The 12,217-nt window shown below is 59.5% G+C and carries 13 protein-coding genes; 1 reads left to right on the top strand and 12 read right to left on the bottom strand.

What is annotated here, in order from left to right; genetic code table 11:
- Positions 1 to 6: 6 nt before the first annotated feature.
- Genes IEX40_RS04350 through IEX40_RS04395 form a run of 10 tightly spaced genes read right to left on the bottom strand, consistent with a single transcriptional unit; the run spans position 7 to position 8,715 of the window.
- Positions 7 to 1,848 (bottom strand): feruloyl-CoA synthase, encoded by a 1,842-nt coding sequence (locus IEX40_RS04350; protein WP_188745894.1) that lies wholly within the window; start codon positions 1,846 to 1,848, stop codon positions 7 to 9.
- A 47-nt stretch (positions 1,849 to 1,895) separates the two neighbouring features.
- Positions 1,896 to 2,687 carry a 2-keto-4-pentenoate hydratase gene (locus IEX40_RS04355; protein ID WP_188745895.1) on the bottom strand — a complete coding sequence of 264 codons (792 nt, stop codon included), beginning with the start codon at positions 2,685 to 2,687 and terminating at the stop codon, positions 1,896 to 1,898.
- Positions 2,688 to 3,626 (bottom strand): NAD(P)H-dependent flavin oxidoreductase, encoded by a 939-nt coding sequence (locus IEX40_RS04360; RefSeq protein ID WP_188745896.1) that lies wholly within the window; start codon positions 3,624 to 3,626, stop codon positions 2,688 to 2,690. It abuts the gene before it with no gap.
- 35 nt (positions 3,627 to 3,661) lie between these two features.
- A complete protein-coding gene (hcaB, locus tag IEX40_RS04365; RefSeq protein WP_188745897.1) occupies positions 3,662 to 4,444 on the bottom strand; it encodes a 3-(cis-5,6-dihydroxycyclohexa-1,3-dien-1-yl)propanoate dehydrogenase in 783 nt (260 codons plus the stop codon).
- Positions 4,445 to 4,464: 20 nt separating this feature from the next.
- The gene (locus IEX40_RS04370) at positions 4,465 to 5,016 is read right to left on the bottom strand and encodes a 3-phenylpropionate/cinnamic acid dioxygenase subunit beta (protein WP_188745898.1); all 552 of its coding nucleotides are present in this window, start codon (positions 5,014 to 5,016) and stop codon (positions 4,465 to 4,467) included.
- On the bottom strand, positions 5,017 to 6,363 hold the full coding sequence (locus tag IEX40_RS04375; protein WP_188745899.1) for an aromatic ring-hydroxylating oxygenase subunit alpha: 1,347 nt from the start codon (positions 6,361 to 6,363) through the stop codon (positions 5,017 to 5,019).
- A 13-nt stretch (positions 6,364 to 6,376) separates the two neighbouring features.
- Positions 6,377 to 6,718: a non-heme iron oxygenase ferredoxin subunit gene (locus tag IEX40_RS04380; protein WP_188745900.1), complete on the bottom strand. Its 342-nt coding sequence runs from the start codon at positions 6,716 to 6,718 to the stop codon at positions 6,377 to 6,379.
- A 27-nt stretch (positions 6,719 to 6,745) separates the two neighbouring features.
- Entirely contained in the window at positions 6,746 to 7,585 is an 840-nt protein-coding gene (locus IEX40_RS04385; protein WP_188745901.1) for a DODA-type extradiol aromatic ring-opening family dioxygenase, read from the bottom strand.
- Positions 7,586 to 7,591: 6 nt separating this feature from the next.
- Positions 7,592 to 7,876: an extradiol ring-cleavage dioxygenase gene (locus tag IEX40_RS04390; protein WP_188745902.1), complete on the bottom strand. Its 285-nt coding sequence runs from the start codon at positions 7,874 to 7,876 to the stop codon at positions 7,592 to 7,594.
- A 20-nt stretch (positions 7,877 to 7,896) separates the two neighbouring features.
- Positions 7,897 to 8,715: an alpha/beta fold hydrolase gene (locus IEX40_RS04395; RefSeq protein WP_188745903.1), complete on the bottom strand. Its 819-nt coding sequence runs from the start codon at positions 8,713 to 8,715 to the stop codon at positions 7,897 to 7,899.
- Between the two features lie 424 nt (positions 8,716 to 9,139).
- Between IEX40_RS04395 and IEX40_RS04400 the strand changes: the two genes are divergently transcribed.
- A complete protein-coding gene (locus IEX40_RS04400; RefSeq protein ID WP_188745904.1) occupies positions 9,140 to 9,904 on the top strand; it encodes an NAD(P)-binding domain-containing protein in 765 nt (254 codons plus the stop codon).
- A gap of 130 nt (positions 9,905 to 10,034) precedes the next feature.
- Here the strand turns inward: IEX40_RS04400 and amtB are convergent, their stop codons facing one another.
- Both amtB and folD read right to left on the bottom strand, forming a co-directional pair.
- On the bottom strand, positions 10,035 to 11,297 hold the full coding sequence (gene amtB / locus IEX40_RS04405) for an ammonium transporter AmtB (RefSeq protein WP_188745905.1): 1,263 nt from the start codon (positions 11,295 to 11,297) through the stop codon (positions 10,035 to 10,037).
- A 35-nt stretch (positions 11,298 to 11,332) separates the two neighbouring features.
- Entirely contained in the window at positions 11,333 to 12,217 is an 885-nt protein-coding gene (gene folD, locus IEX40_RS04410; RefSeq protein WP_188745906.1) for a bifunctional methylenetetrahydrofolate dehydrogenase/methenyltetrahydrofolate cyclohydrolase FolD, read from the bottom strand.

The raw sequence follows: 12,217 nt of genomic DNA on the forward strand, positions 1-12,217 counted from the left end.
CACCCGTTAAATAATGCTGATCACTGTGTCTTGCGCCTTTTCTGCATACAGGCGCTTCACATCCTCACTGCGCGTCTCGAGCAGGCGGCGCTGATTCAGGTTGCCCTTGTCGGTCACCTCTCCCTGCTCCAGCGACGGCGGCGTTTCCAGAATCAATGCCCTGCATACGCGTTGAGCTGAGCCCTTGGCCTGCTTGGCCATCACCACCAGTTCGTTTTCGAGCGCGCTGCGCACGGCGGCACGCGCCATCAACTCACTGCCGCTCAGCTCGCCCTTGGCATCGCCGGCCAGCTTGCGCATACCGGGCCCCGGCACCAGCATCAGCCCCAGATACTCCCGGTCATGCCCGGTCACCACTGCATCGGTGACCAGGTCGCCGAGGTATTTGTGCACATTGGCGCGGATACCGGCGACGCAGACCCAGGTACCGGTGTTGAGCTTGAAGTCCTCGGAAACACGGCCGTTGAACAGGATCCCCTTGGACGGATCCTCGGCATCGACCAGACGTCCTGCATCGCCTATGCGATAGAACCCCTGCTCGTCGAATGCGGTCGCGGTGGTGTCCGGATCGTGCAGATACTCGTTGAAAACGTTCGGCCCCTTGATTCGCATCTCCAGCTTGGAGCCGTTGGGCACGAAGCGGATCTGCACACCCGGAAACGGCACGCCGATATTGCCCGCCCTCTCCAGCCGCCAATGCACGTTGGTGTTGGCCGGCGCGGTCTCGGTCGCTCCCCAGGAGGTGGTGAAGAACACATCGTTGCCGGTCTCGGCGCACATCTGCTTGAGTTCGTCCCATATGGGACCGGGCAGCGCGGCGGCGGCGTAGAACAGCATGTCCAGACTCCCGAAGAAGCCCCGCTTCAGCTCCTCGTCCTCGCGCAGATAGCCCAGCAACACCTCGAACCCCTTGGGCACGTTGAAATAGAGGTTGGGCTTGATCTCCTTCAGGTTGCGGATGCTTTGATCCATCAACCCCGGCACCGGCTTGCCGTTGTCGATATACAGGGTGCCGCCGTTGCGCAGCACCAGGTTGAAGTTGTGATTGCTGCCGAAGGTGTGGCTCCAGGGCAGCCAGTCCAGCACCCGAGGTGCTTCTCGCTCGATGAAAGGATAGTACTGCGCGATCATCTGCTGATTGGCGCACATCATGCGCTGGGTATTGACGACGATCTTCGGCACCCCGGTGGAGCCGGAGGTGAGCATGTACTTGGCATGGGTATCCGGTGTCAGCGCAGCGAACCGCTGCATCACCTCGGGCCCCGCCTGAGTGTCGAGCAGTTGCTGAATCGGCAGCACGCCGTCGCACTCCAGATGGTTGCGCGAGGCGATGAACCGCTCCACTCCGCCCTTCACCGAACGGCAAGCCGCAAATGCCTCGGCAAACTGCAGCGCGTCGTCGGCATAGACGGCACAGGGCTTAAGCCGCTCGATTATCGAACTCAGGCGTTCGTGGGTTTTCGCTACCAGCGAGTAGGCCACCGATACCGAGGTCACGGGGATGCCGATATGCATCGCCGCCATCATCATCAGCGCGTGATCCACCGAGTTACCCGACAGGATCACCAGCGGTCCTGTATCGGCCAGCCCCAGATCGATCATCCCCTGGGCGATACGATGCACCGAGTTGCGAAACTCCCGATAGCCCAGGGCACGCCAGCCCTCGCCCAGGCGTTCGCCGATAAAGATCTGATCGCCGCGCTCCTCGGCCCACTTCTCCAGCCAATCGCCGACGCAACGGTCGTAGGGCAGCAAAGGGGTTTGCGATTCAAGAATAAAGGAGCCATCCGGCAGGTAGTTCGCTGTCGTACGGGTAGCCGGCAGCGAAGCGAAGATATTTTCACCCATAAGATCACCCTTGTTTTTATAATGAGGGGGCGTACCCCCTGGGTCTGTCAGCGTGCAGTCAGCACCAGGCGTTCAAGCCCTGCAAAGTCGAAAGCGATCTCACAACCCGGCGTGATCGGTACCATCGGCGCCATCGCCCCCGACAGCACGATCTGCCCCCGCTTGATCGGCACCTCCAGCTCGTTCAGCTTTTTCACCAGCCAGTGGGTCGCGTAGAGCGGGTTGCCCAGGCACGCCTCGCCCCTGCCCTTCAACTCACCCTGGGGCGCCGAGATATTCAGCTCGATGGCACCGAAATCGACGCCGCGCGGACTGAAGGTCTTGGCACCGACCATGTAGCGTGCCGAAGAGGCGTTGTCGGCGATGGTGTCGACGATGCCGATCTTCCAGTCGCGCACCACGGAGTCGACGATCTCGATAACGGGAAAGAAGAAGTCGATCTCTGCCTGCAGCTCCATAAAGCTCAGATCCGAGCGATCTATATCGTTCTTGAAGGCAAAGCCGATCTCGCCCTCCGCCTTGGGGGCGATCAGTTGGCTGCAATCGACAGCCTCGCCCTGCAGCAGCTCCATATCGGCGAACAGCACGCCGTAGTCGGGTTGCCCGACACCGAGCTGCTCCTGTACCGCCTTGGAGGTGAGGCCAATCTTGTAACCGACCACCCGAGCACCGTTGGAGATGCGTGCCGCATTGACCCGTTTCTGGATCGCGTAGGCATCGTCCATGTCGAACTGTGGATACTCGGCGGAGATCGGATCGATGGCGCAGGCGTCGGCTCTTGCTCTGATTATCCGCTGCGCGACAGCATTGAACTGCTCGTTAAAGGAGGAATGGGACATTCACAGATACCTCTCCGACAGCTGGTTGATCCGCTGCAACGCCGCCACGAACTCGACATGCATCTCATCCACTATCGCCAGGCAATCCTGCACCTGCTTGATCGCACCGACTCCCTGACCGGCGGACCAGACATCCTTCCACGCCTTGTTGGCGGTGGAAATATCGCCGGAGAAGTCGATCGCCTTGCCTTCGCCACTAGCGTCCGGCGAGATGCCGCACCGCTCCAGGCTGGCCTTCATCCAGTTGGCGGCAACACCGCTGACCGCCTTGGTCTCGATGATATCGTCCATGCCGGAACCGACCAGCATCGCCTTGTACTCGTCGCCGGCAAAACTCTCTTTGGCGGAGATGAAACGGGTACCGGAGACCACAAAATCGGCCCCGGCCGCCAGCATGCCGGCGATATCCGCACCGCGGGAGATACAGCCGGCGATCCCCAGCGGACCGTCCCAGAACTCGCGCACCTCGGCGATAAACGCCAGCGGGTTGTAGCGCCCGGTGTGTCCGCCGGCACCCTGAGTCACCAGAATCAGGCCATCGACACCGGCGGCGATCGACTTCTTCGCCATCCCCGGCGTGATCACATCGGCGAACACCTGGCCGCCGTACCCCTTGACCACATCCATCACCCGCGCCGGGGAGCCCAGCGCCGTAGAGACGATGGAGGGCTGATACTTGCGCACCAGCTCGATCTCACGGTCGAAGCGGTCATAGGTGGAGTGCACGATCATATTGAACAGCCAGGGCAGCCCCTCGCCGCTCAAATCGTCGTGTACCTGCGCCATCCACTCATCCAGTGTTTCCACGGTGCGCGCGTTGGCTGCCGGCAGGCTGCCGACCACACCGGCACGCGCGCTTGCCACCACCAGATCCGGCGACGAGACCAGGAACATGGGCGCCACCAGCAGCGGCAGTCGCGTGGTTTCGAAGAGGTTCATTATTCTTATACTCCTTATATTTTTTACCTGGCGGCTTATCTGGCAACCCAACCGCCATCGCTGTGGATAACACAGCCGGTGGTCATCGGCGACTGCTCATTGGAAGCCAGCACAACATAGAACGCAGCATGATCTTCAGGTGAAGCGATCCGCTTCAGCGGCACCGCATTGGCGGCGTTGTCACGAAATCCGTTGATATGGTTCAGCGGCTGGGCACGGTCCGATATTCCGTCCACCGATTTCATCTCGGTATCGGTGGCCCCCGGCGAGACGCCGTTCACCCTGACGTCCGGCGCCATCTCATAAGCCAGTTGTTTGATCAGGCCGACCACGGCGTGTTTGGCGGTGACATAGAGGATGCCGCCGCCCCCCGGATAGAAGCCGGAGTTGGAGACGGTCAGCACGACCGCCCCCTGGTTGCGCTTGAGCTCCGCCATCGCCGCACGCACGCCGTTCATGTAACCCAGCACATTGACATGAAACAGCTTGTCGAAGCTCTGCTCCAACTGCTCCGGCGCCAGCTTGCGCAGCGGTACGAAGTAGTCGAACAGCGCCGCATTGCCGACGAAGATATCGAGCTTGCCGAAGGCGGCGACCGTATCGGCCACCGCCCGGGCGTTATCTTCGTAGCAGGTGACATCGCCGTGCACGGTGATCAGCTCTTCCGGATAAGCCGCCTTCAGTGACTCTAGCTTCGACTCGTTGATGTCGAGCACGGCCACCTTGGCGCCTTCGCGAATATAGCGCTCCACCACCGCGCGACCGATACCGTCGGCTCCGCCGGAGACCATCGCCACTTTAGCCTCGAGCGTTTTCATGACTTTCACAGGAACGGCGCTCACAGGAAAGTGTTGATATTTTTGCAGGTCAGCGTGGCATTGGGGATCAGGATCAAACGCTGCTTGATCTTGAGTTGCCCCGCCTCCTGCACCAGCACATCCGTGCGGCGACCGTAGATAACATACTGCTCATCGAGGCCGCGACTGCGCACACTCTGGATCACCGAGTGCACCAGATATTCACCATCCGTTTCGCCATAGTACACCTCTATATTGGAAACCTGATGCACGTTACGGGTGGCAGGGTTCTCCGCCCAGGCGGAGGCCTGTTTGAAGCGCGACACGCGACGTGTCAGGTCGCGCAGACCGTCATCGAAATAGGCCATGTGATCCCCGGCGTAGAAGCCGTGTTCGAGCAGATTTTCCCGGCGACGGTTCTCGATACCGGGCATCCAGTAGTGGATATCCTCATGCATCAGCGCCAGCCAGTCGTCGAAACGCTCCTCATCCAGCAGACGGTACTCGTAGGCGAGGAAACAGCTGATCTTGTGGTGCTGTTCGAAAGAGACCGGATGCAGCTGTTCAGTCTGGTTGTCGATCTGTACGTTCATTTATTCAGCCTCCTGCTTACCAAAGTTACGGTTGGGCAGCTCTTTCCAGCTCTTCGCGTTCAGATGATCGAACCACTGCTGGTAGTAAGCACGGGCATTGGCTTCGTTGAGCTGACCCTTGAACACGTTACCCGGCAGGGAGGTGTCGCTGGCCCGGCTGTTCATGCCCAGGCCAATATAGAGATCCTGCGCCGCGGTGACGCGTCCCTTGGCGGTCTTGGTGCAGTACTCCCAGTTTTCGCCATCGTCCATCTCGAACACACCGGTGGGCGAGAAGGTCATCATCGCGCCCTTGCGCCACTTCTCCTTGATCTCCTGCGGTGCGCTCTTGTTGACCACCACCCAGGTAAACAGCTCGATCTTGTTCGGCCCGCGCGGCTGCCAGACACGCACGGTGTTCTGCCCCGCCAGGAAGGAGAAGTTGGGGAAGATGGTGCAGGAGGAGACCGCACCGATCATGTTGGAGCGGAACTCGCCCAGGCGTTCTGCCACCGAGGGTTTGATGGTGTGCAGGTACTTGTTCAGCGCGCTCTCGCCCAGTACCGCCACGTTACCGACCGTATCCAGCGCAAACTCGTAGCCGTGACCGTTCCAGTTGACGGAGTAGGACTCCTCGAAATCGCTGACCTTGGCCACCGAACCGCCCAGCATGGCTCGCGCGGCAGAGTCATGGGTCCAGCCCGCGTGCAGGATATCGCCGACGAAGTTCTCCGCCGCGATCTTCCAGTTGCAGTCGTAGGTGGAGCGGATGCAGCCGCCGACAAACTCGGTGCCGCCCTCCTGGTTGTCGAACAGTGCATCCAGGTACCAGGTCATCGGTCCCAGATACTCCTGCAGCGTGGGCGCTTGCGGGTCGAAGGTGGCGAACACCAGCCCCTTCCAGGAATCCACCTGCGCCACCTCTTTCAGTCCCCACTTGGCCTTGTCGAAATCACTGGCCTCGTAGATGCCGGACTCATGCTGACCCACCAGATTGCCCTGCACGTTGAACGACCAGCCGTGGTAGTTGCAGATAAAGCCGCGGGTAGTGCCGGACTCGGCGAAGCAGACCTTGTTGCCGCGATGCGGACAGGCGTTCAGAAACACCTTGATGCCGCCATCCTTCTGGCGGATGACGATCACCTCGTCCTCGCCCATGGTGGTGGTGACGTAATCGCCGGTATTGGGGATCTGTGACTCGTGTGCCACAAACAGCCAGCAGCGGGCGAATATCTTCTCCAGCTCCTGCTCGTAGATCGCCTGGTCGTAAAAGATCTTCCCCGCGATACGGCCATTCTCGATATCGCAGACATCCTTCAGGTTCTCCAGGCTGTCTGTCACATCGATTGTTTTTATTATGTTACTCATCAGTCGTTACCCTTTAGCACTTTGCGATCAAGGCTGATTCGGCTACTTCAACGAGGGCGTAGATCGCATCGCCCTCGACTTCTACCGGGTAGGTGCGCAGGTCTGTTTCGCAAGGGAAGCCCTGTGCCCTACCCGTCGGGATATGAAACTGTCCCCAGTGCACGGGACAGGTAATCATCTCCTCTTCTATATCCCCCTCGGCAAGCGAGGCAGTGGCATGGGTGCACAGATCGGCCGTTGCATAGAAATTGCCGCCCAGGTTGTACACCGCGATATCGCCGTGCTCGCTGTTGTCGATCCTCTTGACCTGGTTTTCCGCCAGCTCCGAGATTTTGCAGAGATATACTTTGTCCATTACCGCCTCACGCTACTTTCAACTCGATTAAACGCGCAGTTCGATCAGGCCCAGCCCGGTGACCCAGGCCGGTACCGGCTGGTACTCCACCAACTCGCCATGCGCCGCGCCGGACGCGGCCATGGCGCAGATAAAATTACGGATCTCCATAGCGCCGTTGCCGCCCTGCTCCAGGATCTCCTCGTTGGTCAGCGACGCCAGGCCATCGATATCCATCGAGCAGCACAGATCGATAACACGACGATCGAACTCCTCGTTTACCTGACCGGACTCCTTGGTGCCGACCCAGTGGCTGATGCCGCCGCTGCCGATAAAGGCCACCTTGTCGTCACTATCGAACGCCAGCACCGCGTCACGGATCTGCTCGCCCAACTGACGGGCACGATGAGTGGTGATAAAGGGATCCACCGCCGCGGCCAGATAGACCGGCACCGCCTTGATCTCACGTCCGCTCAGTTCTGCGGCACGCTTCACAATCAGCTGGTAGGGGATGGAGAAGGCATGATCGGTGGTAAAGGAGCGTGCCACCGCCCAGTCGAAACCGGACTCGGAGCCATGCTCGGCGATCGCCGTGGCCAGCGCCTCGTTGTTGGCGATCTGCTCCTTCTTCAGCCCCGGCAACTGGTCCAGCGGCCCCTCGACATGCCCGGTGGCGATGCAGTACTTGGGCAGGCAGGTGGTACCGAACAGCATGTAGTGGTCGTTACCGACTATGACTACGGTGGTAGCACCACTCGCGGCCAGACGCTCCGCGCAGTTCTCGAACGCGCCCCAAACCTTCTCCGCCTGCTCCGCCGGCGCCGCATCGCGCGCCACGAACATCACCGGATCGTGCGGTACCAGAAAGCCGCCGACTATCTCTGCCATCTTCACTTACCCCTTGATTGAGCCTGAGTACCCGGATTCGGAGCCGAGCTTCTTGTTATAGGTGGACATCTGTCGATCGGGGGACATCTCGATCCAGTACCCCAGGGTCAGCAGCGGACTGACGCCGGCCTCCTGCAGAGCCTTGACGTCGAACTCCAGGATCATGCGGACATCCTCCGCACCCAGCGGAAACCGGCTCAGGTACTGGGTCGGGTTCTCCTTGAATTTCACCTTCGAGAACCGGTCTACCGACAGATTCCACAACACCCTTTCAAGCACATCTCGTTTCATTGAAATCACCCGCCTATCAATCACCCAGCAAGAAAGCCGGTTACGATGTTCAGGAACTTCTGCTTCTGCTCGGTCTGCACCCAGTGGCCGCACTTGCCGAACACATACAGATCGCTGTTGGGGATGTTCTCCGACAGGATGCGACCGCACTGCACCGGCACCACACCATCCTCCCGACCGTGCAGTACCAGCGTCTGTGCGCGGATGTTCTGCACTGCCTTCTCCGGGAACGCCTTCACCATCGTCTCGCCCTCATCCGCAGGCTTCGGGATCAGCTTGCGCAGCGCATCCTGAGCACCGCCGCGGGCACTGGCCTCATAACGGGACTGCACCAACTCATCGGTGATCAGGTTCTTGTCGTAGGGGAAGAGCTCCATCAGCGCGCGCATGTTCTCCAGCGACGGCTCATACAACCAGGCGCCGGCCAGGCCCTTGGTCTGCACAAAGGTGCCGGCCGGCGTACCCAGCAGCACCAGCTTGTCGAGACGCTCCGGGTTGAACAGCGCCAGACCGATACCCACAGCCCCGCCAAAAGAGTTACCCACCAGCGATGCGCGATCGATCCCCAGCGCGTCCATGAACTCAACCAGATGGTTGACCCAGAACTTGATGTCGTAGGTGGTACCGTCCTTGAACTCGGTAAAACCGAATCCGGCGATGTCCGGCACGATGACATGGAACCGCTCGGCCAGCTGATCCATCACACCGCCCCAGTTGGTCCAACCGGATACACCGGGGCCGGAGCCGTGCAGCAGCAACAACGGAGTACCCTGGCCGCATTCGAAGTAAGCCGTATTGTGACCGGCCGCCTGTACGTACTTACGATCTGTCTCGTGCATCGCAAAACCCCATGAACATACACAACTGTATTGCGAATATAATCACACAATTGATATGCGTCAACATGGAATGTCAAAAAACAACCAGCGCCAAAAACACCACAAGGGACAATCCAAAAACAGGAATATTATTTTTTATCATTAATATTCAATTATTTAGTAAAAATAACGACATATTGAATCGACGCAACAGGATGGAGGGACTAGAAATTTTTTTGCTGCTTGATGCTTACATACGAGTTAGCGGAACTGAATCCATACAAATAGATACATACATGTAGCTTTCAGAAAGAGATAGACAGAAGGACTCAGACTCGCCGGACATTCCCCAAATTGAGTTTGAGTGAATACTGCAATTCGTTGTCAGGCTTGGCAGAATCGTCTGAGCACGACTCACCAAGCAACCCAACAAGGATCAACGCCTATGTCTGAGCAACTCGGAATCCTGGGTACAGGCCATCTGGCCACCTATGTTGTCACCGGCCTGCGCAACGCCGGCGATAACCGGCCGATACTGCTGGCGCCGCGCAACCGGGAGCGAGCTCTGCATTTGCAACAGGAACAGGCATGCGAGATTGCTAAGGACAACCAGCAGGTAGTCGATCAGTGTCCGATCCTGCTGCTGGCGGTAAGGCCCGCTCAGGTCGACGCGCTGCTGAAGGAACTCAGCTTCAAGCCCGGTCAGCTGATCATCTCCTGCGTCGCCGGCGTACCTCTGCGGGAGCTTAGCAATGCGGTCGCACCGACAGAGGTTGTACGCACCATGCCGCTGGCCTGCGCCGAGGTCGGCTCGGGTGCAGTCCCCCTCTATCCTGCCCATCCCAAGGCCAATGAACTGCTGGGCCGACTGGGCAAACTCCTGGCATTCGATAGCGAGGCGCAGTTCGAACTCGCGGCGACCGCCGCCTGCATGAACGGTTGGGTCTACGCATTCCTTGATGAACTGAGCGGTTGGCTCGCCAAGCAGGGTCTGACCGACGCCCAAGCCCGTGACTTAGTTACCCATTCGGTGCTGGGCGCTGCAGACCTGGCGGCCGCCAAGCCGGAGCTATCGCTGAGATCAATCTGCGACTCCATCGCCACAGAGGGCACCTTTACCAGGCTGGGGCTGGATACTTTGGAGCGGCAGAAGGCATTTCGGCCCTGGCAGGAGGCTTGCCAGCAGATCAAGGACGCGCTGGATAAGTAGAGGCTTTGCAGCAAGGAAAGCAGGCAGTCAGAGAAGGCATCTGACCCTGTGCACTCTTGATGCTCTAAACCATCAAACGATAAAAAGGCCCCGAAGGGCCTTTGATGGAGGGCTAACCAGAGGTTTCTGCTTAGCGGTTAACGTGCTCAGGACCGAACTCCGGATAGGCGTGCATGCCACATTCGTGTAGATCCATCCCTTCGGCTTCCTCTTCGGCGCTGACACGCAGCCCCATGACCGCCCTGATAACCAGCAGCACGATATAGCTGGCGATGAACATCCAGGCGAAGGTGGCCACGGTGCCAATCAGCTGTCCCGTAAAGGTCGCGTCCGGATTGGAGATCAATACTGCGAAGATGCCCCAGATGCCGGCGGCACCGTGCACGGAAACCGCACCGACCGGATCATCCAGCTTGAGCTTGTCCATCAGCAGTACGGAGAACACGACCACAACGCCACCTACCGCGCCGATCAGACTGGCAACACCCGGCGAGGGCTGCAGCGGTTCGGCGGTGATCGCCACCAGTCCGGCCAACGCACCGTTGATGGTCATGGTCAGGTCAGTCTTACCGAACAGGTAACGCGCGACCAGTGCCGCCACTACCATTCCAGCAGCGGCTGCGGCGTTGGTGTTGACGAAAATCTTCGACACTGCGTTGGCCTCTTCGACGTTGGCGATCTTCAGTTCGGACCCGCCGTTGAAGCCGAACCAGCCCATCCACAGGATGAACATACCCAGTGTCGCCAGCGGCAGGTTGGCACCGGGGATCGCTCGCACCTCACCGTTGCCGCCGTAACGCCCCTTGCGTGGCCCGACCAGGATCACCGCCGCCAACGCAGCTGCCGCACCGGCCATGTGTACTACCACGGAGCCAGCGAAGTCCTGGAAACCGAGCTGATAGAGGAAGCCGCCCCCCCATTTCCAATAGCCTTCAACCGGGTAGATCACCGCGACCATCACCACAGCGAATACCAGGAAGGGCCAGAGCTTCATCCGCTCTGCCACTGCACCTGATACAATCGACATGGTCGCGGCCGCAAACACCGCCTGGAAGATAAAGTCGGCCATGGCTGAGTAATAGGGCGCATCGTCACCGCCTGCGGTGACATCAGCGGTGCTGTTGTCGGCACCGAGCAGGAAGTCGATACCCGGTATCACGGAGTTAACCGGATTCGCGGGATACATGATGTTGTAACCGACAACGAGATAGACAATACAGGCGATGCCGTAGAGCAGCGCATTTTTATTGAGAATCTCGACCGTATTTTTAGCCCGCACCAGTCCCGATTCGAGCATGGCGAACCCCGCCGCCATCCACATCACCAGCGCCGTGCACATGAGGAAATAGAAGGTATCCAAGGCATACCCCAACTCCAGCACCATTGTTTCCATAAACTGCATCTCCAAGTGTTCTCATCACGGGGTAGTTACATCTGGCTGCACCCAACGCCAACAGCCGCTTCCACCGCCTCACACGCCTCCAGCGTGTTCTGCAGCAGACAGGCGATGGTCATTGGCCCGACACCGCCAGGCACCGGCGTAATGGCAGCCACTTTCTCCCTGGCCGCATCAAACTCCACGTCCCCCACCAGCTTGCCGGTGTCGAGACGATTGATGCCCACATCGATCACCACCGCACCAGGCTTGAGCCATTCGCTCTTGACGAAGTGTGGAATCCCCACCGCGGCGATAACGATATCGGCCTGTGCCAGTTCGGCGGGCAGATCCTGGGTTTTGGAGTGGCAGATGGTGACGGTGGCCCGCTCCATCAACAGCTCCAGCGCCACCGGACGCCCAACGATGTTGGACGCACCGATCACCACCGCCTTCTTGCCCATCGGATCAATACCGTAGGCGTCGAGCAGGCGCATGCAGCCGTAGGGCGTGCAGGGGCGCAGCGTCGGTGCCTTGCCGGCAAGTCGGCCCAGATTGTAGGGATGGAAACCATCCACATCCTTGCTCGGATCGATCCTTTCGATCACCGCCTGCACATCGATCTGCTTGGGCAACGGTAGCTGCACCAGAATGCCGTGGATCTCCGTATCCGCGTTCAGGCTGTCGATCAGTGTCAGTAGATCGGACTGTGTGGTTTCCATACCCATGCGGTAGCTGCGCGAGAGGTAGCCCACCTCTTCACACGCCTTCACCTTGCTACCCACATAAACCTGTGATGCCGGGTCCTCACCGACCAGCACCACCGCCAATCCGGGCGCCGGAAGCCCCCGCTCCAAACGCTGTTTTACCTTTTCGGCTATCTCTTTACGCAGCTCGGCCGCCACCGCCTTGCCGTCGATCAGCTGGGCTGTACTCAC

This window comes from Marinobacterium zhoushanense, assembly GCF_014641945.1.
Classification (GTDB): domain Bacteria; phylum Pseudomonadota; class Gammaproteobacteria; order Pseudomonadales; family Balneatricaceae; genus Marinobacterium_D; species Marinobacterium_D zhoushanense.

Bases quoted from the DNA above. Each gene is read 5' to 3' on its own strand.
- IEX40_RS04350 (WP_188745894.1), bottom strand. From the start codon at position 1,848: ATGGGTGAAAATATCTTCGCTTCGCTGCCGGCTACCCGTACGACAGCG.
- IEX40_RS04370 (WP_188745898.1), bottom strand. From the start codon at position 5,016: ATGAACGTACAGATCGACAACCAGACTGAACAGCTGCATCCGGTCTCT.
- IEX40_RS04390 (WP_188745902.1), bottom strand. From the start codon at position 7,876: ATGAAACGAGATGTGCTTGAAAGGGTGTTGTGGAATCTGTCGGTAGAC.
- amtB (WP_188745905.1), bottom strand. From the start codon at position 11,297: ATGGAAACAATGGTGCTGGAGTTGGGGTATGCCTTGGATACCTTCTAT.
- IEX40_RS04385 (WP_188745901.1), bottom strand. From the start codon at position 7,585: ATGGCAGAGATAGTCGGCGGCTTTCTGGTACCGCACGATCCGGTGATG.
- IEX40_RS04375 (WP_188745899.1), bottom strand. From the start codon at position 6,363: ATGAGTAACATAATAAAAACAATCGATGTGACAGACAGCCTGGAGAAC.
- IEX40_RS04400 (WP_188745904.1), top strand. From the start codon at position 9,140: ATGTCTGAGCAACTCGGAATCCTGGGTACAGGCCATCTGGCCACCTAT.
- hcaB (WP_188745897.1), bottom strand. From the start codon at position 4,444: ATGAAAACGCTCGAGGCTAAAGTGGCGATGGTCTCCGGCGGAGCCGAC.
- IEX40_RS04395 (WP_188745903.1), bottom strand. From the start codon at position 8,715: ATGCACGAGACAGATCGTAAGTACGTACAGGCGGCCGGTCACAATACG.
- IEX40_RS04380 (WP_188745900.1), bottom strand. From the start codon at position 6,718: ATGGACAAAGTATATCTCTGCAAAATCTCGGAGCTGGCGGAAAACCAG.
- IEX40_RS04360 (WP_188745896.1), bottom strand. From the start codon at position 3,626: ATGAACCTCTTCGAAACCACGCGACTGCCGCTGCTGGTGGCGCCCATG.
- IEX40_RS04355 (WP_188745895.1), bottom strand. From the start codon at position 2,687: ATGTCCCATTCCTCCTTTAACGAGCAGTTCAATGCTGTCGCGCAGCGG.